This is a genomic window from Paenibacillus sp. FSL H8-0283 (assembly GCF_045040675.1).
In the GTDB taxonomy this organism is placed as follows: Bacteria; Bacillota; Bacilli; order Paenibacillales; family Paenibacillaceae; genus Paenibacillus; species Paenibacillus amylolyticus.
In genome coordinates, this window is sequence record NZ_CP150295.1 from 3853824 (window position 1) to 3874875 (window position 21052).

The 21052-nt window shown below is 48.5% G+C and carries 17 protein-coding genes; 2 read left to right on the forward strand and 15 right to left on the reverse strand.

Annotation, left to right across the window (positions count from 1 at the left end; all coding sequences use genetic code 11):
- Positions 1–87: 87 nt before the first annotated feature.
- Entirely contained in the window at positions 88–1026 is a 939-nt protein-coding gene (locus MHI52_RS17220; RefSeq protein ID WP_036613997.1) for a sugar-binding transcriptional regulator, read from the reverse strand.
- A gap of 240 nt (positions 1027–1266) precedes the next feature.
- Between MHI52_RS17220 and MHI52_RS17225 the strand changes: the two genes are divergently transcribed.
- Positions 1267–1893: an FMN-dependent NADH-azoreductase gene (locus MHI52_RS17225; protein WP_036613802.1), complete on the forward strand. Its 627-nt coding sequence runs from the start codon at positions 1267–1269 to the stop codon at positions 1891–1893.
- A gap of 283 nt (positions 1894–2176) precedes the next feature.
- Here MHI52_RS17225 and MHI52_RS17230 read toward each other — a convergent pair whose 3' ends face one another.
- The 13 genes from MHI52_RS17230 to MHI52_RS17290 all read right to left on the reverse strand — a co-directional run bounded on the left by MHI52_RS17230 (position 2177) and on the right by MHI52_RS17290 (position 18469).
- Entirely contained in the window at positions 2177–2527 is a 351-nt protein-coding gene (locus MHI52_RS17230) for a hypothetical protein (RefSeq protein ID WP_340386490.1), read from the reverse strand.
- An 85-nt stretch (positions 2528–2612) separates the two neighbouring features.
- Positions 2613–3800: an MFS transporter gene (locus MHI52_RS17235; RefSeq protein ID WP_405157333.1), complete on the reverse strand. Its 1188-nt coding sequence runs from the start codon at positions 3798–3800 to the stop codon at positions 2613–2615.
- Positions 3801–3882: 82 nt separating this feature from the next.
- A complete protein-coding gene (locus MHI52_RS17240; protein ID WP_282321160.1) occupies positions 3883–5100 on the reverse strand; it encodes a Xaa-Pro peptidase family protein in 1218 nt (405 codons plus the stop codon).
- Positions 5093–5938, reverse strand: coding sequence for an ABC transporter permease (locus tag MHI52_RS17245; RefSeq protein ID WP_036613795.1), 846 nt, complete (start codon positions 5936–5938; stop codon positions 5093–5095). The genes MHI52_RS17240 and MHI52_RS17245 overlap by 8 nt, the downstream gene beginning before the upstream one ends.
- Positions 5931–6848, reverse strand: a complete 918-nt coding sequence (locus tag MHI52_RS17250) for an ABC transporter permease (RefSeq protein ID WP_340386494.1) — start codon at positions 6846–6848, stop codon at positions 5931–5933. Before MHI52_RS17250 ends, MHI52_RS17245 begins: the two co-directional genes overlap by 8 nt.
- Positions 6845–7975 (reverse strand): ABC transporter ATP-binding protein, encoded by a 1131-nt coding sequence (locus tag MHI52_RS17255; protein WP_340386497.1) that lies wholly within the window; start codon positions 7973–7975, stop codon positions 6845–6847. The genes MHI52_RS17250 and MHI52_RS17255 overlap by 4 nt, the downstream gene beginning before the upstream one ends.
- Positions 7976–8047: 72 nt before the next feature.
- Positions 8048–9184 carry an extracellular solute-binding protein gene (locus tag MHI52_RS17260; protein ID WP_315372046.1) on the reverse strand — a complete coding sequence of 379 codons (1137 nt, stop codon included), beginning with the start codon at positions 9182–9184 and terminating at the stop codon, positions 8048–8050.
- Positions 9185–9252: 68 nt separating this feature from the next.
- The gene (locus MHI52_RS17265) at positions 9253–11226 is read right to left on the reverse strand and encodes a hydantoinase B/oxoprolinase family protein (protein ID WP_340982345.1); all 1974 of its coding nucleotides are present in this window, start codon (positions 11224–11226) and stop codon (positions 9253–9255) included.
- The gene (locus MHI52_RS17270; protein ID WP_340386501.1) at positions 11223–13271 is read right to left on the reverse strand and encodes a hydantoinase/oxoprolinase family protein; all 2049 of its coding nucleotides are present in this window, start codon (positions 13269–13271) and stop codon (positions 11223–11225) included. The genes MHI52_RS17265 and MHI52_RS17270 overlap by 4 nt, the downstream gene beginning before the upstream one ends.
- A 41-nt stretch (positions 13272–13312) precedes the next feature.
- A complete protein-coding gene (locus MHI52_RS17275; protein ID WP_405157334.1) occupies positions 13313–14050 on the reverse strand; it encodes an FCD domain-containing protein in 738 nt (245 codons plus the stop codon).
- A 281-nt stretch (positions 14051–14331) separates the two neighbouring features.
- Entirely contained in the window at positions 14332–14994 is a 663-nt protein-coding gene (locus tag MHI52_RS17280; RefSeq protein ID WP_340030517.1) for a class II aldolase/adducin family protein, read from the reverse strand.
- A 70-nt stretch (positions 14995–15064) separates the two neighbouring features.
- The gene (locus tag MHI52_RS17285) at positions 15065–16555 is read right to left on the reverse strand and encodes a rhamnulokinase family protein (RefSeq protein WP_405157335.1); all 1491 of its coding nucleotides are present in this window, start codon (positions 16553–16555) and stop codon (positions 15065–15067) included.
- Positions 16556–16678: 123 nt separating this feature from the next.
- On the reverse strand, positions 16679–18469 hold the full coding sequence (locus MHI52_RS17290) for an L-fucose isomerase (protein WP_405157336.1): 1791 nt from the start codon (positions 18467–18469) through the stop codon (positions 16679–16681).
- 412 nt (positions 18470–18881) lie between these two features.
- On the opposite strand from MHI52_RS17290, the gene MHI52_RS17295 reads away from it, so the two are divergent.
- Positions 18882–19898 carry a LacI family DNA-binding transcriptional regulator gene (locus MHI52_RS17295; protein WP_340982340.1) on the forward strand — a complete coding sequence of 339 codons (1017 nt, stop codon included), beginning with the start codon at positions 18882–18884 and terminating at the stop codon, positions 19896–19898.
- A 239-nt stretch (positions 19899–20137) separates the two neighbouring features.
- Here the strand turns inward: MHI52_RS17295 and MHI52_RS17300 are convergent, their stop codons facing one another.
- Positions 20138–21031 (reverse strand): NAD-dependent epimerase/dehydratase family protein, encoded by an 894-nt coding sequence (locus tag MHI52_RS17300; RefSeq protein ID WP_036613785.1) that lies wholly within the window; start codon positions 21029–21031, stop codon positions 20138–20140.
- Between the last annotated feature and the right edge of the window lie 21 nt (positions 21032–21052).

A 21052-nucleotide genomic window follows, 5' to 3' on the forward strand; every position in this document is an offset into this window, starting at 1 on the left:
TTTCTTCTTCGTTATATTTTCTTCCTAAAAAAGCAAAACATCCGCCCTTTTTGCATGGCAGATGTTGTCATCCATATCCATTTGAAATTAAAATCGAAGTAATGCCTGCGCTGTGTACTGATCCGTGACCAGAATATTAGCGTAATGACCTTTGAGCGCGGCGTGAATGGCTTCAATTTTGCGTTGTCCTCCGGCGACAAGGATTGATTTTTCCTTATTTCTCAACTCGGCTAGATCAATTCCAACGGTTCTGCTGTTAATCTCTTCACTGATCAACTGACCTTCCGCGTCGAAAAAGCGTGAACAAATGTCACCTGCACCGGAGTTCATCAGCAATTGTTGCTCTTCTTCATTGAAGTAACCGAGCCTGAACAATAATGCATCTTCTTTCACAGTACCCACGGTAAACAAAGCAATGTTGGCCTGTCTGCCAAGTTCCACGATTCTGCCGATATGTCGATCCGCTTCTACCATGTTTTTTACTTCAATGTTGTCGAAAATAACAGGCAGCGGCAGATACCTTGGTACCGTATGGAATGCCTCAGCGAACAAATGAACAATCTCAGCGGCATACGTATTGACATGGGAGTGGCTTACGCCCCCCTTCAATTGTACGACTTCAACACCTTTAACCTGCTTGGGACGAAGCTGGCGTGCTACAGCATGCATGGTTGTTCCCCAAGTCACCCCGATAATATCTGCATCCTGAACCGTCTCTTGAAGGTAGTCTGCTGCTCTTTTGCTGATATGCTTCTGTATTTCCTCATCACTCTTCAACGGGGTAAAACACACAAGTGCCGTATCCAGATCATATTTTGACTTAAGTTCTCCGGCAATGATGTCGATATCCTCCAGCGGGTCCATAATTTCAATCCGGACATATCCACGATCTTTGGCGTACTGAAGTAACCTTGATACGGTTGGACGCGACACGCCCAACCTTGCGGCAATATCCTGCTGGCTATAATCGGACTGATAATACAATTTCGCTGCTTCAATGCTTAATCGTTGCTTCTCCAGGTCCATTCCCATGTGCGCTCATCTCACTCATCCTATTGTCTTTGGAAAATAAATACTCGTCCTGTATATTATACATGGATTGAGTATCCGGTCACCATATAACATCCAATTCAGTATCATGATCGATCCATTCATTCATATCCCTTTCTGACGTATAAAAATGGGGAAACGATGCATACTACTGCGGTCGCTTCATCATTGCCAAGATCAATTCACCCCATTAATCGCACAGAGAGGAAGAACTACATGTCTACCTTATTGTATATTACTGCCCATCCTCATGATCATGAAACCTCCTTCAGCATGGCTACGGGCAAAGCATTTATTGATGCGTATCGTGAAAGTCACCCTTCTGATGAGGTAGTTCACCTCGATCTGTATCGTTCGGATATTCCGCATATCGATGCGGATGTCTTCAGTGGTTGGGGCAAACTGCAATCGGGCAGTGATCTGACTGCCGAAGAACAGACCAAAGTAAGCCGTTTGAATGAACTATCGGATCAATTTGCCTCAGCAGATAAATATGTTTTTGTAACCCCGATGTGGAACTTCTCGTTCCCTCCTATTCTGAAGGCTTATGTCGACTCGATCTGCGTAGCTGGCAAAACATTTCGTTATACCGAACAAGGTCCTGTCGGACTGCTGTCTGATAAAAAAGCACTGCATATTCAGGCCCGCGGCGGCATTTATTCCGAAGGCCCAGCGGCTCAGATGGAATCCGGTCATCGTTACTTAAGCATTATCATGTCATTCCTCGGTGTGCCGAAGCTTGATGGCATTTTTGTTGAGGGGCATAATCAATATAAAGATCGTGCAGATGAGATCAAGCAACAAGCTATAGAGCAAGCACGCACTTTCGCAAAACAGTTTTAAGAGAGGTAGTTCAAAAAGTCCGCTTTTGATTACGAAGGATGCCTAGTGGCATCATCAGCATCGAATATGGGATTCACCCGAACTGTCCGTTGCTCACGTAGTTTTCCCTACGCTCCGCTACTCCATTTCTAGCTTCATCCCATCTTCTCGGTACTGAAAACCGACCTTTTTGAACACTCACTTAAAGTGTAGTAAACAATCAAAGCAAAAATAAAACCCGCGTGCGACCTAGGGGATAATCCCAGGAAACACGCGGGTTTTCAATGTATAATCAACCTAGAGCTTACTGATGTCCAGCGCTGGCACGGCTCATGGTTTCAAGTTTACGTGTGATCGCATGACGGTCTACTTTCAATCCCCAGATCATTTCAATAATCTGTTCTTTCTCCTCAGGACTGTCGGCATACTTCAATTGCATTAACAGATCATGCATTTGTTCATTAATGCCTTCAAATTGAATCCATAAATCCTGTCTTATCTCTTTGGAATCCAAATGATGATTCGCATCGACTTCTTCCTTCAATGCTTGCAGAATAGCATCTTTCCATTCGTCATCACCTAGCTGTTTCGCAATGTTCAGGAGATCCAGATAATCGTCAACAAGAAGTGAGTTCAATTCAGCATGTGTTTTCATCGTTTATTGCATCCCCTTTTCGTCTATTTACCAAGTATTATACTCGGTATTTCAGGATATGCAATAGCTGTCGGAAAAAGTTGATTTATGTAGCCTGTCCCTTCAACCTGTGAACAAGCAAATTACACAAGACAAAACCGATCAAAACGTACACACCGATCATCCCCACAATGCCTATCCATCCAAGATGACTGTAAAGCAGTCCACCTCCTGTTCCACTTACGCTTGAACCAAGATAGTAGAAAAATAAATACAACGCATTGGCCTGGGATTTGTGCTGATTGGCCACGAGTCCAACCCAGCTGCTTGCGATGGAATGACCGCCAAAGAAACCAAAGGCAAACAGGGCGAGTCCGATAATTTTGACCCAAAGCGCTGGATGAACGGTACAGACTGCACCAGCCAGAATAATTCCCAGCGCGATTCCAAGCACATGTGACCTGCCGTACCGATCTGCCATCCTGCCCATCCAGGTGCTGCTTACCGTGCCCATCAGATATACCACAAAAAGACTTCCAACGATAGACTGGCTCAGATGATAGGGTTCACCCGTTAATTCAAAACCGATATAGTTGAACAGGGTCACGAATCCCCCCATCAGGAGAAAACCGAGTCCATACAGGCATAACAGCCTTGGATTGCGACATTGTGACCACAAAAGAGGTATTGGATTTTTGAATCCTGGTGCAGCTTTGACAAAATGACGGGATGGCGGGATGACAAGCAAAAAAATAACGGCTGCACACAGTCCAAGAATACCAATGAAACCCACAGCAGCGCGCCAACTGAACCAATCTGTCACCACACCGCTGATGAAGCGGCCGGCCATGCCTCCTATCGAATTGCCACTTATATATAGGCCCATAGCATAACCAAGACTTCTAGGTTCAATTTCTTCTGACAGATATGTCATGGCTATCGCTGGCAACCCCGCGAGTGCCACACCCTGGAGAATACGAAGCAGAAGAAGCTCCGTATATCCCGGGCTGAATGCGCTGAGCAAAGCAATAACAGAAGATATCACCAGTGCAGCTGTCATTATAAAGCGTCGGCCCACAGAATCAGACAAGGACCCGATGAACAACATCGTCAGTGCCATGGCGATCGTTGTAACGGATAACGTAAGACTGGCGTGTGCCGGCGTAATGGAGAATGCGTTGCTAATCTCAGGCATCAGGGGCTGGAGGCTGTAGAGCAAAGCAAAAGTGACAAAACCTCCGGCGAACAGTGCAAGGCTAATGTTACGAAACGTCTTAGTTCCCTGCTGAATCATGGATGTTCCAACTTTCCCAGTAAGAAAGCTTCTTGGATCGACTGTGGTCTGATCGCCGGTCAGCGAAGCCTTCCATCTATCGTTATTTAGTGAACAATTTCCGCTCCATATGGGTTAAAAACTCATAACCATCTGGCGTTACAACAATTGTATCTTCGATTTGGAATCCACCAGCACCTAGCTCGTAATAGGGTACCTCAACACATAACACCATACCGGGCTCCAGTATACGCTGTTCCCCAGGGGAGAGGGTTATATCGTCGTACAGTTCCAACCCGATGGCATGTCCGACATGCTGACGTCGGTAATGTGGAATCCCTTCACGCTGTACGCGAGATACTGCCGTATGGAATACTTCCGACGCCTTGACGCCAGGGCGCACCGTTTCAAGTGCCGTCTCCCATCCACTTTTGACCGCAGCAAAATGTTTTTTCATCCAAGCGGTAGGCTCCCCTGCAACAACCGTGCGGCCCGTATCTCCCCAGTATCCTTCCAGCTGCAGGCAAAGATCGAAACGGACCTGATCTCCAACCTCAATCATATGAAAATAATTTTCGATGAGTGGTAGCGCACTACGTGGCCCTGCCCCTACCGCTGTCATTGCCGGAGTTCCACCCGCTCTCATCACAGCCAGACGATAATGATCGGCAAGTTGCTTCTCATGAACACCTGCTGCAATCAGGTCAATTAGTTCCTGCTCAATCCGTTCATTTAATTGGGCAGCCTGACGAAGTTGCTCGATTTCGAAAGGTGTCTTGACCAGACGGATTTCTCGGAACAACTTATATGCGGGAATTACCGGTCTGTCAGGAACCTCCTCCTTGATTCTAGCCAGAATATCGGGAGCGATCCGCATCTCATCGATGCCAATCGGCTGATCTTCGATCTCAAGCTGTTTTAATGCAGCCTTGAGTGCTTCAACAGGACCCGGATGAATAACCGTCGTTTGCAGAAGAGAATAAAAGAGATCAATGTCGTCAGTGGAAGGTTTGCCTTCAATTGAACCTTCCACAAAGAAATCACTGTAGGCAAATATATCTACCCCCGTAATACCGAACTGAGCTACAACGCCTAACCGATTCGTTGGAATGACGATACAAGGCTTTGCAGATCTGTCGGCAGGTAAAACAGCATAAATCTGCATGGTCCAGTTGCTTGCGCGTAGCTGGGACCCGATGACATAGTGAATATTCTCCGGAGTTGTTGCGATCAGGGCGCTTAGCCCTTGAGTTTTCATCACTTCTTCCGCTCGGTCCCAGTTAAGACCTGAGCTATGGGATAGATGCTGTGAATTATTCATTTTGATCCAGTCCTCCTTTTGTTTTCCTGCGACCAAACAAACTTTCAAGTCCTGGTACAGAGCGCAACACTAGTTTAATCGTCATAAACAGAGCCAGCGCAAACGCGATCAATACAACAGACACCACGGCTATCGTTGGGTCCTGCCATTTCTCCATATACAGGAATAGTTGTATTGGCAACGTGTAGCTGTCCTGACGGAGCAGCAACAGAGCAGCCTCTACCTGATCAAAAGTGAAGACAAAAGCGATTGACCCTGACAAAAGCAGGGATAGTCGGAGCTGTGGCAGCGTAATTGTGAAAAAAATGCGTATCGGCCCAGCACCAAGGTCCGCGGCAGCTTCCCGATGAGCCGGGTGCAGATTGGCTAACGCACTGCCAACAATAGTGAGCACAAATGGCAGCACAATGACCGCTTCACCCAAAATAAGTGCAAACAGTCCGCCTGCAATATGCATTTTTGAGAATAAAATCAGGTATGCAATACCCAGCGTAATTTTTGGCATAACCATTGGAGATACAAAAAATGCCCTTAAGATACCAGAGCCCGGGAAAGGGTATTGCACGATTGCTAACGCAGCAAGCGTACCTGTAATCAAAGCCAGCAGAACCGCCCCTGTAGAAGCAATAAGGCTGTTCTTGAATGCATCGAGAAACTGGGTTTGCTCACTCAGATTGGCATACCACTTCAAGGTGAGACCTTCCGGGGGAAATTTGCTGGCTGAACCTGAGCCTACAGATGTCAACATAATCATCAGCAGTGGCAGCAGCAAATAAATCGCTACGGCACCCACAAAGATGTAGAGTAACAGCTTGGTGCCCCTGTTCGACTTAACCATACGCCTGACCTCCCTTGCGGGAACGACGGAACATCAACGTTTCTGCTCCTTTATTCACAAGCAACGAAACAACAATGGAAGACACAAGTAAAAACAGGCTGGCAACCGCAGCCATCGGCCAGTTGGTGTCCAAGGTTCGCTGATATATAAATACCGGAAGTGTCATGACTCTTCCCCCGCCGATCAGCTGAGGTGTGGTGAATGCGGTGAGACATAGCGTGAACACAATCTGCACCCCGCTTGCAATGCCTCTTGCCGATAAAGGCAGGGTAATGGTCAGGAACGTTCTCCAGCTGCCCGCCCCCAGATCCTGAGCAGCTGCCTTTAAGGAAGCGTCACTTTGGGACAGTACATTTAGAATCGGAAAGACCATAAATGGCAGAAAAATATGGACAAGGGCCACAACAACACCTGTCTCGTTGTATATCATGCTGAATCCTTCCTCGGTTAGCCCCAGACGGATGAACAGCCAGTTCATGAAGCCCTGTTTGGACAACAAAAGCTGCCATCCGTAAGAACGCACAACCGCACTGACCAGTAGCGGAAGAAACGTGAGCAGCAACAACAATTGCTTCATGCCAGGCTTCTTTAGACCCGCAATGCAATAGGCCAGCGGATAGGCAAGCAGAAGACTCCATAGCGTAACCTTGAAGGCAATGCGAAACGTTGTGCCAATCAGCTTCCAATAATAAGGGTCGGACAGAAACGCACGATAAGCTCCTAAATCCCAGCCCCGAATAAGCTTTCCATTCTCATACATATCAAAGCTATATCTGCTAAAGATCAGCAACCCACCCAGATAAACAATGCCCATCAGAGCAAGCGCAGGCAACAGAAGCAACAACCGGGTTACCCATGTGCGGTCTCCAAAGGAATACAGATTCACGATCCGATCCGCGATCCGGTTCATATTCCTGCCCCCTGTAAACGGTCATCAATGGGTTCGGATAACAAGAGCGCGTCCTCTGGGTCAAAGCCAATCTGTATTGGCTCACCTGGACTATAACGTGAGGTTCCCCGCTGATGCAGCACACTGGCCTGAATTAGAAAACCCTCAGCAATCTGCACACTGTATCGAATATTTGCTCCGCCATACACCGCTTCAATCACGTGTCCATCCAGCTTGTTCAGGCAATGAGTTGCATCTTCTCCAAGTCGAATATACTCATTGCGGATTGATAAGGAATGTCGTGCTCCCGCTTTCGGTACAGCATTGCCATCACTGACTTTCACCAGCAATGGCTTGCCGAAGCATTCCACCCGAATTCCATTCACATCATGTCCCAGTACTTCCGTCTCAAAGAGATTGGTATCTCCAATAAACTTGGCCACGAAACTATCGGTCGGTCTTTCATAGATTTCATCAGGGGTTGCGTATTGCAGCAGCCTTCCATCGCGCATAATGCCAATTCGGTCAGACATATTCATGGCTTCGCTCTGATCATGCGTTACAAAGATAAACGTTCCGCCAAATTCACGCTGGATGCGTTTCAGTTCACGCTGCATATCGAGACGCAGCTGCATGTCCAATGCAGAGAGAGGTTCATCAAGCAGTAGCACTTCGGGTCTGTTGATCAGTGCGCGAGCAATGGCGACGCGTTGGGCCTGCCCCCCGGACAGCTCGGATACAGCACGCCTGCCATAGTCTCCGAGCTGGACTAGATCAAGCATTTCACCTACCTGCCGTTGGATATCGGCTTTTGGTAACTTCTTCACCTTTAGCCCATAGGCAATGTTGTTGAATACATCCATATGAGGGAACAGCGCAAGCTGCTGAAAAATCATATTGCTATTGCGTCCATAAGCCGGGATGCCAGTAACATCCCGACCTCCCAGCATAATGGTGCCCTGATCCGGTTGCTCAAGTCCGCCAAGCATGCGCAGCAGTGTTGTTTTGCCACAGCCACTCGGACCAAGCAAGGAAACGAATTCGCCCTTTTTCACTTGGAGTGTTACTTGATCAACGGCGGCTCGCTCACCATAAGTCTTCGTGACTTCCCTTGTTTCAATGGATATGGTCTCTTGTCCGCTGCTCATCTCTGATTCCCTCCCATCCATTCCAGGTTCATAACAAGACCCGGAATCGTAGTGTACCTGGCAACAATCCTTTTATTGAAGCTTTGTTTTCACGAGTCGATCCCATAGTTCTTTCCAAGAAGAACTGTTCTGTGCAAGCACATCCCAGTCTGGATTAATGCCGTTACTTTGCGTTTCGACGGAGAATGAAGGATCATCCTTGTACTTGTCCGGAACTGCAGCTGTCGTACTGGTTACCGGCGTACCCGTTGCTTCTGCATATTGTGACAGCGCCTCGGCGCTCAACAACTCGTTAATAATTTCATTTGCAACACGTGCTTGCTCAGGTGTTGAGCCCTTCACTACCTGAAGTGTGTACGGGAAGGAGATGGCACCTTCACTCGGATACGTTACAGCAAGTGGAGAACCACCATCAATCCATGTCTGTGCAACCTGTGCACTGAATGGGGCAATGAGCGCATCACCTGACTCCAGCAGTGCCTTCAGCTGATCATTGGATGAAACCAATGTGCCAATCTGGTCACTGCGATCTGCCCAGAACTGGAAGGCTGGCTCGGGATTTTCATAGGATGCGCCAATCTCTTGACCTTTGGTAGCAATAAGTGGGGAGATATATGAATAGAACATGTAGTCCCAGAGCGCAGTTTTTCCTTTGAACTCCTCGTTATCCCATAGATCGTTCCAGCTGGTAGGTGGCGTTTTCACCAGATCTTTGTTATATACCAGGGCGAAGCTCGAAACGCCCCAGACCACACCTTTATTGTCTGGCTTGTGGAAGGACTCGGGAATATCCTTAATATTGGTCACGATGCTGGTATCCAGTGGCTCCCACATGTCATCATTCAAGCCTTTTGCCGTCGCATCTGCATTGAAGTAACCGAAGTTAACAATCGGATTGTTGGCATCAGCCTGCTTGCCTGCGACCATCTTGGGGTACATTACCGAATTGGAGGATTCCTCAAAGGTGACTTCAACGTTGGGATGTTCTTTCACATACTCGGCAACCACTTCTTTCGGAACGACATCCTGATTGGAGCCAGCCCAGATAAACATCGTCAGCTTAACTTTGTCTCCGCTTGCTCCTGAAGAGTCGCTCTCTCCGGCAGTATTACTTGAGCTGCCTGCTCCACCGCAGGCGGAAAGCACCAATGTACCGGCCAGTGTCAGAGAGGCGAGGCTGAGAAAGCGTTTTTTGTTGGATTTGAACATGCAAATTCCCCCATCCATGTAGTTGGTTTTACCGATAAGACAGAACTAGATAGTCTCCATACACTTGATCAATGCAACCCTATTTGCTGGCGTAAACCTTCCATAATGTCGGATATCTCCCGTGGATCTACAGATAGGGAATCCTTATACTTCTCCTCTACAACGCCCATGGTCTGACGCTTCAGGTAGTCTCTTAGTGCAAGCGGAGCATTCAGCAAGGCCTGATTCAGTGTTACCTGCATCTCATCGCTCCATATGTCTTCAAATTGCTCCCGCGCCTTGCCAAAGGCGAATTCCTCCTGCTGCCGTGGTCGCTTGGCTCGCATTTGTTCGGTATCGCTCTCGTTCAGCTCCAGGCCGTCAATCACAACACCATATAACTCAAGAGCTTTCTCCGGGGATACCAGCCCACTTCTTACATCCTCCAGAACTAGGCGTGGTTCACGTTCAAGTGGATCACCATATCCGCCTCCGCCTTGCGACAGGAACGTAACCGTTTCTCCAGGTTGAAGCAGCAGCTCATCAATTCTTCCCAGATGATGCTCACTTGCACGTCCAGCATTAAGAATCGCTTCTCCATGTGAACCTACGCCACCACCGAGCCTGCCCCAGGGCTGGAACTCCATACGCTCCATGTTTCTGGCCGTCATCACGGTATCCGGTGTTAGAATTCTGACACATAAATCAATTCCGCTTCCGCCACGGAAGGTTCCTGCACCCGCCGAGTCAGCACGAAGACCATAATGCTCAATCAACACAGGCATCTCGGATTCCACCGTTTCCGCAGGAATATTCCGAAGATGACCGACCGCAAAATCCATGCCATCAATGCCGTCTTTCATCGGCCTAGCTCCCGAACCTCCGCAGATCGGCTGAATTACGCCCACCTTTTTCTTGCCATCGGATGCATCTGTCATCGCCATCATGACGATGCAGGCTTGTCCAGCTCCTGCCGCGGGAACCATACTGCCCTGAGCTTTCCCCAGTGCTCCCGTGATAACGTCCATCAGCCGGATAAAGGTCGCAGCACGTGCCCCAACTGCTGCCATCGGCTCCGGGTTTAGTACGGAAGCAGGCGGCGCGTAATTTCGCACCATACGAATCATGCCCGAATTCCAAGGAATGGTCGGATCGAGCGTACGGAAATAACGAATGAGTGCGGGCACCAGCATGTAATGGCCCTGTTGGTTGTGGGTAGGAATGTTGAATGAAGCCCTAACCTGAGGATCGGTGCCGCTAAAGTCCAGATGAATGTCACTACCTGCAATCGTCATCTTGCAACGCAACCGAATAGGATATCCCCCTGGTCCTTTCTCCAGATAGTCCCAGAAGTCATAGGAACCGTCCGGGATATCTTGCACGATAACACGTGCCTTCAGCTCGGCATATTCCAGCAAATGTTCGATGCCCTGCTGGATTTTTCCCACGCCATATCGTGCAATGAGTTCCTCAAGCCGTTGCTCTCCCCGATTCAATGCAGCCATAAGCGCTTTGAGATCACCGAGATTTTGCTCCGGAATTCGGCTGTTGTCCATAAACATTCGCAGGATCTGCTCGTTGAGAACACCAGCTTCATACAGCTTGACTGGTGCAATTCGAATGCCTTCCATATGAATATCGTAGGCGCTGGGAGATACGCTCCCCGGTACCTTGCCGCCCACATCGGATGAATGGACAAAGCACATGCCGTAAGCAATGATTCGCCCTTCGTGAAAATAAGGCTTGATGAGATGAATGTCTGGAAGGTGTGTGACCATGCCTTTGGTGGAATAAGGATCATTACATATGACGAGATCCCCTTCTTTCCAGTCTTCTATACTGTTAATGGTCGCAGCAGCAGGGATGCCCAGGGACAGATTGTAACCCGTCTCCAGCGGCGATCCGAACGTTTCCCCGGATGGAGATAAGAGGTAGGTTCCAAAATCGCCAGTTTCTTTGACAAAAGCGGTGAATCCTGTGCGCAGAACAACATTTGCCATTTCTTCCACGGCAGCTTGAATTCGGTTGTTAAAAATCTCAAGAAAGACCTTGTCGCCGATCATGCTTCCACCTCCCCAATCACGTTCCCATGCACATCCCGGTATACCTTATATCCTGGCGGAATAAAGATCGTTGTATCATATTCCTCCACAATAATGGGCCCGGGGATGGGGGCATCCACCGATGGAATTTGTCCCCTTTTCAGTACCTTGGCAATCTGCTGTACATGGTCAAAGGTGATGAGCCTTTCTTCCGCTACACTCTCATCAAATGGCAAATTTGCCGGATCTACCGTGTTATGGGTAGGTAAAACACCAACAATGGTTGCTCTGAGACTTACAAACATGACCTCTGCCTCTGGCTGACTAATGCCAAACACGTTTTGGTAAGATGTATGGAATTTAATCCCTGCCTTCTTGGGATCTTGAATTTCTTCCAATGTCAGCGTGACCTCTATATCAAAGGCCTGTCCCTCATATCGCATATCCGCACTGTACAGGCAATAAATATTGTCCAGCTTGACACCACCACGGGCTTCCTCATCGACCCAGCTACGTCCCAGGTTTTCCAATTCAGCAAAAAGAGAGCTTAATTCACCACACTCCAGAGTCTGAGTGCTTTTGTGTAACGTATGAACGAAATCATTGCGGAGATTGGCAACCGTGCAGCCCATGGCACACAGTGTTCCCGGAGATGGCGGGATCAGCACTCTGCCGATACCTACCTCACGTGCCATCAGAAAAGCATGCATCGGGCCGGCTCCACCATATGCGAGCAGCGTAAAATCGCGGGGATCAACACCCTTGCGAGCCATGAGGGGAGAAAACTGGGCGTACATATTGGCAGTTGCCACATCAAGAATGGCTTGCGCAGTCTGTTCGGCATTCAGTCCAAGCTTCTCTCCCAGATTGCCCAGAGTACGCTCTGCAAGTTCTGGATACAGACGCATTTGTCCGCCAAGGAAATGGTCAGCATGCAGGATACCGAGCTGTAGATAGGCATCTGTGGTTGTCGGCTCTTCTCCCCCGCGCTGATAACATGCCGGACCGGGATTGGCTCCCGCGCTGCGCGGTCCAACCTTGAGTACGCCTACGGAATCAAGCCAAGCAATTGAACCACCACCTGCTCCTATAGCCGTTACATCAACAGCGGGAATGATGACAGGAAAATCTCCAACCTTGTTCTCAGAAGAATAACTCGGTTCTTTGTCAATAAGGGCGACATCAACGCTTGTCCCACCCATGTCAAATGTGATGACCTGATGAATGCCCGCTCGTTCAGCAATATGGGTCGCGGCCATTACACCGGAAGCAGGCCCGGACAGAAGCGTACGTACCGGCTCATTAGCCGCTCTGGCAGCCGTCATAATTCCACCGTTGGACATGGTCGACAGCAAGTTGGCTTTGAGGCCGTATGCCTGAATCCCTTCTTGCAGACGCAGGAAGTAAGACCCCATCCGTTCACCTACATAAGCGTTCATGGCCGTTGCGAGTGTTCGTTCGAACTCACGCTGTTGTGGCCAGATGGCGCTGCTTCGGCAGATGAACAGTTGCGGATAACGTTCCCTGATCAGATCTTCTGCAAGCTGCTCATGAGCAGGATTCACATAAGCATGTAAAAAACTAATCGCCAAAGCGGTAACGCCATCCTCCACCAGCTCATCCACCGATTGCAACAGTTGTTCCTCATTCAGTGGCTGGAGTATGCCTCCACTCGCAATGACCCGTTCATCGACTTCCTTAACGCGATGTCTCGGTACCAGAGCATCGGTCTTGTCACCATACAGATTGGTTGTATCCTCAAGTCGCAACCGGCGGATTTCAAGAATGTCACGGAATCCTTTAGTGACCAGCAGACCTGTAACTGCGCCATTTCGCTCAATCAACGTGTTGACGCCAAGCGTTGTTCCATGCACAAACAGATCAATCTCATGAATATTCACGCCACTCGCCTTCAACTGATCAAGTGCGTTAAAAATCGCCTGTTCCGGAGCTACTGCAATCGATGGCGTCTTCAGCGCCGCAATCACCCTGCCCTGATGGTCCATCACCAGCGCATCCGTGAAAGTACCTCCGATATCTATGCCTAAACGGTAGATTGTGTCCACAAGCTCAACTCCTTTATCACCGGGTCTGTTTCTAAGGAATGTTATTGGTTTTGCATGGCGAAATAACGTTTGACATCATCGATCATTTGGTTGATATGATTCACCATTGCCGCTTCAGCCTGCTCCGGAGAGCCCGCTACAATAGCATCCAGAATCTGCTGATGATCCACAACTAATTCACTTCCTACTCTCCGGCGAATATACGCTGTTTCCAGAAAATCGCGGCTTGTCTCCCATACCAGTTCAACCGCATGCAGAAGAATTTGGTTTTGCGCAGCATAAGCCAGCAATCTGTGAAACTCCCGGTCCTCCTCGTATGGTATAATATTCTTGGAAAGCAATTCATGCTGGTTGGCAATCGATGCTTGCAACAGTACTATGTATTCTTTCGAGGCACGTTGTGCTGCCAGGGAAGCGATCTCCCGCTCAAGTGCCCTTCTGGCAACGAGAACATCCAGCAGAGCCTTTTCCCCGGAATGGTTCAGCATCTGAATTAACTGTGAGTTCACGCTTTGTTGCTGCAAATCTTTTTCCAACGTCTTCATTCGATCCAGACCCTGTTCGGTCAAAGTTCTTCCCTTGCGACCTTCCAGAACTGTAAAACCTTCAACATCCATCTCCATAAGTCTTCTTCCGATGGTTGCCTGACTCAGACCATACGTTTTGCCCAAAGTATGAACCAACGTACTGGCCCCGATGGGAGCATTAGCGTCTCGAAGCTGCTTTAACAGTTCGTATTCCAACTCCATTTCGTTTAGCTCAGGACCCACTGATCTCACCCCTCTTAGATACTTAATTGTTTTTTTAATCTTCTTCGTAGTTGTTACTCACTGATGATTAACGTTAGTATACCTTGCAGACATCACAATTTCAACAATTCTCATCAAAATAGTGCGAATTATTCCCTCAGCTATACTGTGCGCCTTTTCAATTCAAATTCAAAATTAAAAAAGAGCAGTTTACATCCTTTATTCCAGCGTTTATCTGGAGAATGCAATCTGCCCTTAACGTAGCAATCTTTTAACATCACAAATGTAATCATTAATATTCAAATCAGGTATCAGGACTTGAGTTGTTGCAATAACTGCACACGGTAGGCTTCACTTTCAAGGGATTGAATTTCCTTATATTCTTCAGCAGTTAACACTTTGGGTTCCCCCGCTGCCTTGGCGATCATATATACCTTCGCGCTTTCTTCCACCACCTGGGTGCGATAATAGGCTTCGCGGAGGTTTTTACCCGTTGTGACCAATCCGTGATTGACGAGAATGAGTGCCGTATGTTCTTCTACCTTTGCTGAGACTGCATCGGCAAGTAGTTTCGTCGTTGGCAGAACATATGGAACGAATCCGATATCGCCCACCAATGCCGACTGATCAGGGAACAAGTGTGGCAATTCATCGAAAACGAGACTAAGTGCAATCGTATATGCCGGATGCGTATGCACAATGGCTTGGATATCAGGATTCACACGATAGCTGTACAGATGCATCAATACTTCGGAAGAAGGGCGTGTTGCTCCCGCGCTAGTTGCCCCTGTTTCGATATCAATAGCAATCCACTCGTCCGGTTCCAGGTCTTCAAGTGCATAACCACTCGGAGACAACAACATCGTTCCCCCAGAGCGAGCGCTCAGATTCCCACCAGGTCCGACTACCAGTCCTTGAGCAACTGCTCTCCGGGCATACTTCGTTAACTCTTCCCTTACTTGCTGTTCAGACATGTTGCTTACCACTCCTCATACTTTTCTTTTTAGCATTTTGCGTCCATGCTCATTGCATTGAATCTGTTCATTACCTTTTGATTTGATTCAGACTTTGGTAGTTTTCATAAGCTTCCTGCCACAGCTCTGTATCCTCAGGCTTATAGGTCTCGGGGGAAAAGGAAGCAGCCATGACCTCCCGTACCTCGGCCAAGCTACTCACTTCTCCATGCGCAAGGAATTGCAGCATGCAATTCCCGGCTGAAGTCGCCTCTGCCGGGCCTGCCACCACCGGGACACCGGCTGCATTGGCTGTAAACTGGCATAATAGTCGATTGTGTACACCACCACCAACCATATGAATGACATGAAGTCTTGTACCTGTAACCAACTGCAGTTCATCCAGCGTCTGTCTGAATTCCAGTGCAAGACTTTCCAGAATGCAGCGCACAATCGCTCCAGTCGTTTCAGGCACAGTCTGTCCGGTGAGACTGCATTGTTGCCGTATTCGTTCAGCCATATTCCCTGGGGCCAAATATACGCCATCTCCCGGCGATACATAACTTTGATGTGGTGTTGCCAAGGTAGCCAGTTGAATCAGTTCTTCATGTGTAAAAAGTTGATTCTCCCGCTCCCATTGCCGTTTGCATTCCTGTAGCAGCCACAAGCCTGAACGATTTTTCAGGGTGCGTACTTTTCCACTTACCGTCCCTTCATTGGTAAATCCCAATGCACGACTTCGGTTATCCAATACAGGTGTATCACGCTCCACACCCATAAGAGACCAAGTACCACAGCTGATAAAAGCAAAATCCGAATTCATCGCAGGAATCGCTGCCAAGGCAGATGCCGTATCATGTGAGCCCACAGAGACTACCTGCATCGGTCCAGTCCGTAACTCGGCGCACAACTCATTTGTTAGATCGCCCAGCAAGGTACCCGGTTGAACGAGCTTTGGAAATAATGTTTCCGGTATACCGAGACGCCCGATCAGATGTTCATTCCAACGCGCCTCGCCTGCATGCAACAGCCCGCTGGTACTTGCAATCGTATACTCACAAGCCTGCTGACCGGATAGATAATAGTGAAATAAATCCGGCATAAATAACATGCGCACATCCGGACGCAAACCTTCGGCCTGCTCTCGTACACTGCCTAGTAGTTGAAATACTGTATTGATCTGCTGCGGCAAAACGCCGGACATGGCATACAGTTCTTCATCTTTCACCATGTGCAGAACTTCTTCCATCCACTGTGCGTTGCGTGCTTCCCGATAGTGACGTGGGTTCGAGCACAACCTTCCCGCACCATCCACCAGTCCATAGTCCACTCCCCACGTATCCACTGCTATAGAACGGACCGATGGAGAGACGCCTTGCGTCCCTTTCACAATGCCTTGTTTTAATTCATGAAAAAGTCGCAAGAAATCCCAATACAGTCCATCCCCCAGTTGCACGGGTTCGTTGTTGAATCGATGCACTTCTTGTAACGAGAGTCTGTTTCCATCAAAAGAACCCCGGACTACGCGTCCACTACCGGCACCGTAATCGGCAGCAAGCACATGTGTTGCTTGATTGCCCATTCTTTCAAGCCTCCTTAACTCTTCGCGATAAGCCGTATTCGAGTTCTGAGCACAGCTTTCAAGAGAAAGCCATGTTACCTCATCTCACAAGGAACATGGCGTTGACAGGAATGGAACTTTATTTTAACGATACAACGGGCCAAACACACTGCAAGCACGGTAGTCTGCACTCTCCGGCTCACTTGTGCCGAACAATCCCCATGCACGCGGACGGAAAATCTCCGATTCTGGGACATTGTGCATGTTTACCGGAATGCGAAGCATGGAAGCCAGCGTAATCAGATCAGCACCGATGTGTCCATACGAGATGGAGCCATGGTTGGCGCCCCATTGATTCATGACTTCGTATACGGAAGTAAACGCTCCTGATCCGGTTAGAACAGGTGCAAACCAGGTGGATGGCCAGGTTGGATCTGTCCGCTGATCCAGCGTATCATGCACATCTTCAGGCAGATCAACCGTGTAACCCTGAGCGATTTGCAGCACTGGACCCAGTCCTTTGACCAGATTCAGACGTGTCATCGTTACAGGCATGCCACCCTTGGTCAGGAAATCCGCTGAATAGCCGCCTCCGCGGAAGTATTCTACCGATGCCGGTCTCCAGGATGTTGCTTTCAGGCAGTCCTGAACTTCCTCATCTGTAATTTCCCAGAATGGCTTGAGTACAGGCTTACCATCTCTGGACTGTTGTCCAGTGCCATCCAAGGCTGCCGAACCAGAGTTGATCAGATGCAGAATGCCGTCCTTCGCATTTCCTTCCAACTGATGTCCCGTCACACGTTGTACCGAATCCGGACTCCAATACGTACGCACATCAGCGAAGATCTGAGCCGTATGTGTGAGCAACGAACCGAATAACATCGATACACCGTTCAGGCTGTCATTTTCCGTTGCAACCAGATAAGGCGCACGTTTGCCATTCCAGTCAAAGGAAGAATTCAATATCGACTCGAGAAAATCTCCGTTCGGAGAATGATCCGTCCACTGCCGTTGTCCCTGGAAGCCGGATACAATCGCGTGATGACCCATCGATTCCTCTGTAAAACCAAGCTCTGCCAATCTTGGATTGCCAGCCATCAAGTCACGCACGATTTGGGTCATTTTCACAACGGTTTCCCATTCGTACTCTTTGCGTTTGCGATCCGTTTGCAGATGGGCAGCGTTGTTGTCCGGACCTTCGTTACAATTCTCCTTCACCCAGGCCAGTGCGAGCTTATACTCCTCGGGGTCATAGATTTCTTCTTCGATACGACGAGTCAATTCGCTCATATCCACATATTCGTTCCTCATGCCCAGATACTCTTGGAAAAATGAATCGTTCACAATCGAACCTGCAATCCCCATGGATACCGATCCAATGGACAGATACGCTTGCCCTTTCAAGGTCGCGGCTGCAAGACCCGCGCGGCTGAACCGGAGCAATTTCTCACGCACGTCCTCGGGAATTGTTGTATCCCCGCCGTCTTGAACATCTTCTCCATAGATTCCAAAGGCAGGAATCCCCTTCTGTGCATGAGCAGAAAGTACCGCTGCCAGATAGACTGCACCCGGACGTTCAGTTCCGTTAAAACCCCAGATGGCTGTTGGAGTGGATGGTGACATATCCATCGTTTCCGTACCATAACACCAGCATGGTGTCACGGTGATTGTTACGCCAACGTTGGAACGGCTGAATAGTTCTGATGCTGCGGCCGCTTCAGCCACTCCGCCAATACAGGTCTCGGCCACAACACACTCCACAGCGGAGCCGTCAGGATAACGCAGTTCAGCTGCAAGCAGTTCCGCAACAGATGTCGCCATCCGCATCGTTTGTTCTTCCAGTGACTCCCGAACACCTTTGCGTCTTCCATCAATCGTGGGACGAATACCAATCTTGGGAAAAGCCTGCTTATAACGATAATCCTGATGTGTCATACTGGAATGTCCTCCTTCAATTCGTTTCATAGAATTTGGGTTGAATTGAGTAGCCTTTCTGTCTGATCCATATGCATTGATTGGAATGAAATAATGACGGAAATACAACCGATACCCGGGTGGCACGCAAGAGCTGCATACACAGATTACCAAGAGCCTTATTTTAGTTTGAATACGTTTACATATTTAAAAAATAACAATAAACCATTTCATTAATTAGCTATGTATGTAGTTCCTCTATTCAAGAAAATGGAACGTGCATGAGCGAATTCAACGAAATGGTTTATGTAGTAAAGACGTTCAGAACCCTTTAGGGTTATCGGTAACCCTAACATAGCACGAGCCTATCTTGCTGTCAATTGACATTATCCTATAGAATGGTAAGACTATGTTGCGGAAAGGTTAGATTCTAATGATTACCATTTACGATATTGCCAAAAAAGCCAACGTCTCCGCCATGACGGTCTCCAAGGTCATTAATCATACAGGCCGTATAAGTTCCGCGACACGTGAACGTGTGCAACAGGTGATCGACGAACTGGGTTACATCCCGAACTCCAATGCACGTAGCCTTGTGCTTCAACGAACCCAGATGCTCTCCCTGCTTATTACGGATATTACCAACCCTTTTTATACAACACTGGCGCGTGGTGCTGAAGATGCAGCCCATCTTCGTGGGTACCGTCTTTTATTCGGCAATAGTGACGAGGATTACAAAAAGGAAAAGGATTATGTAGATGCGATTCTGTCTACTCGTGTGGATGGTGTACTCTTTGCCCCAGCGGGAGATCGTTCTCTCCAACATCTGAAACAGCTGCAGGAACGTCACATTCCGTTTGTTTTTCTGGACCGCACCGTACCTGGCATTACGTCAGATATCATTGCTGGAGATAGCCGGGAAGGCGCGATTGCTCTGATCCGATATCTGGTGCAATTGGGGCACCGGCGCATTGCACTGGTCAATGGTTCTTCGGAGGTTTCTACCGCCAGACTGCGGGAGGAAGGTTATATAGCGGGTTTACGAGAGGCCGGAGCTGATATTGATCCCGAGCTTGTGCTTCGAACCGGGTACCGGGATTTCAGTGATGTAGAGGGACTCGATCGACTACTCTCTCAACCAAATCAACCAACAGCCATTTTTGCAGCCAACAACATGCTGGCGATTGGGGTCATTCGGCTTTTGCGCAAACGGGGACTACGTGTACCAGAAGACATTTCTGTTGTGTGTTTCGACGATCTGGATCTGGCTTCTGCCTTCGATCCTTTCCTGACTGTAGCTGCACAGCCAGCATATGAATTTGGGTTTCAGGGCGTACAGATGCTGATTGACCGAATTGAGGGTAAGTCCCCTTCCGAAGCCCAAACCGTCATTCTACCGTCAGAACTGCGCATACGGGCTTCAGCTACTGCTCCACGTGAGCAAAAATAGAGTTAAGCGCGTGAGTTGACTAAATAATATCGTGTAAAAGATTAGTCCCACTTATCTAAATTAGGTCCCGTTCAAATTCGTAAAAATGTACAACATAAACAGGGTGCACCGGAGATTACGCTCTGGTTGCACCCTGTTGGATGTTCATTCGCTGAAATAATCCGTCATTCGAGCCGTTTGGTTCGTCTGTTTCACTAAGGCTCGTCGAATTCATTTTGGTTCCATCCGGACCGATATTTCTACCGCTCCGACTGTAATGCAAGAGCGACCTCACGAACGAGTCCCGGGAACCAGTCCATCAGAGGTTCGAACGTATATCCCGCTTGTTCAGCTTTGGTCGTCTCCATCGTCCATGATTGCTCAATTCCGAAGGGTGACATGTCCTCTTTCACCGTTTCCGTGAGGATCTGGGACTGCATGCCCGTGACCGTCTCGATCAGATGTATCATGGCTGACAGCGTAATCGCACCCTTGGAAGCTGCATTCACCGGACCGGTAATGGACGAATGTCCAAGCCAAGCGAGAAATCTTGCCGCTTCGGTGGAATTGATAAATCCAATCTCCGCATCCGGATTTGGCATACCGATCGGTTTTCCTTTTTGCACATGTTCAATATGAAAATGAAGTCTTCTCGTATAATCATCAATCCCGAGTACAATGGGAATGCGCATCGCCACAACCGGGAAATCAGCTTCCTGGAAAAATACAGCCTCCGCAAGCCGTTTGCCTTCTCCATACGAAAAATCCTCTGCACTTCCATACTGCAATGGATATGTATACGGGTCAAAATCCGTTTCCTTAAATCCAGGTCTGGGATCACCGTACACCGAGAGTGTGGATGTCAGAACGTATCTTTTGGTGCGCCCTGCAAAAGATTCACATGCCGCTTTCGCCGCATCTGGGGAATAACAGATATTATCGTACACAACATCCCACATGTCTGTCTGCGCAACCTCTGCCAGAGATTCCGGGTCTTCACGATCCATCTTGATTCGGTTTACTTCGGGTCCGAAGTCAACATCCGTTTTACCACGAGTTGCGACTGTGATCTGAGACTTCCCTTCCCACAGCAAGTGATCCACAAGACGTTTGCCAAAAAAACGTGTACCCCCAAGTATAAGTACTTTATTCATCCAAAAAACCTCCTATCATGT

What these genes read in the sequence shown, in the direction of transcription:
- MHI52_RS17220 (WP_036613997.1), bottom strand. Translation starts at nt 1,026, where the DNA reads ATGGACCTGGAGAAGCAACGATTAAGCATTGAAGCAGCGAAATTGTAT.
- MHI52_RS17225 (WP_036613802.1), top strand. Translation starts at nt 1,267, where the DNA reads ATGTCTACCTTATTGTATATTACTGCCCATCCTCATGATCATGAAACC.
- MHI52_RS17230 (WP_340386490.1), bottom strand. Translation starts at nt 2,527, where the DNA reads ATGAAAACACATGCTGAATTGAACTCACTTCTTGTTGACGATTATCTG.
- MHI52_RS17235 (WP_405157333.1), bottom strand. Translation starts at nt 3,800, where the DNA reads ATGATTCAGCAGGGAACTAAGACGTTTCGTAACATTAGCCTTGCACTG.
- MHI52_RS17240 (WP_282321160.1), bottom strand. Translation starts at nt 5,100, where the DNA reads ATGAATAATTCACAGCATCTATCCCATAGCTCAGGTCTTAACTGGGAC.
- MHI52_RS17245 (WP_036613795.1), bottom strand. Translation starts at nt 5,938, where the DNA reads ATGGTTAAGTCGAACAGGGGCACCAAGCTGTTACTCTACATCTTTGTG.
- MHI52_RS17250 (WP_340386494.1), bottom strand. Translation starts at nt 6,848, where the DNA reads ATGAACCGGATCGCGGATCGGATCGTGAATCTGTATTCCTTTGGAGAC.
- MHI52_RS17255 (WP_340386497.1), bottom strand. Translation starts at nt 7,975, where the DNA reads ATGAGCAGCGGACAAGAGACCATATCCATTGAAACAAGGGAAGTCACG.
- MHI52_RS17260 (WP_315372046.1), bottom strand. Translation starts at nt 9,184, where the DNA reads ATGTTCAAATCCAACAAAAAACGCTTTCTCAGCCTCGCCTCTCTGACA.
- MHI52_RS17265 (WP_340982345.1), bottom strand. Translation starts at nt 11,226, where the DNA reads ATGATCGGCGACAAGGTCTTTCTTGAGATTTTTAACAACCGAATTCAA.
- MHI52_RS17280 (WP_340030517.1), bottom strand. Translation starts at nt 14,994, where the DNA reads ATGTCTGAACAGCAAGTAAGGGAAGAGTTAACGAAGTATGCCCGGAGA.
- MHI52_RS17285 (WP_405157335.1), bottom strand. Translation starts at nt 16,555, where the DNA reads ATGGGCAATCAAGCAACACATGTGCTTGCTGCCGATTACGGTGCCGGT.
- MHI52_RS17290 (WP_405157336.1), bottom strand. Translation starts at nt 18,469, where the DNA reads ATGACACATCAGGATTATCGTTATAAGCAGGCTTTTCCCAAGATTGGT.
- MHI52_RS17295 (WP_340982340.1), top strand. Translation starts at nt 18,882, where the DNA reads ATGATTACCATTTACGATATTGCCAAAAAAGCCAACGTCTCCGCCATG.
- MHI52_RS17300 (WP_036613785.1), bottom strand. Translation starts at nt 21,031, where the DNA reads ATGAATAAAGTACTTATACTTGGGGGTACACGTTTTTTTGGCAAACGT.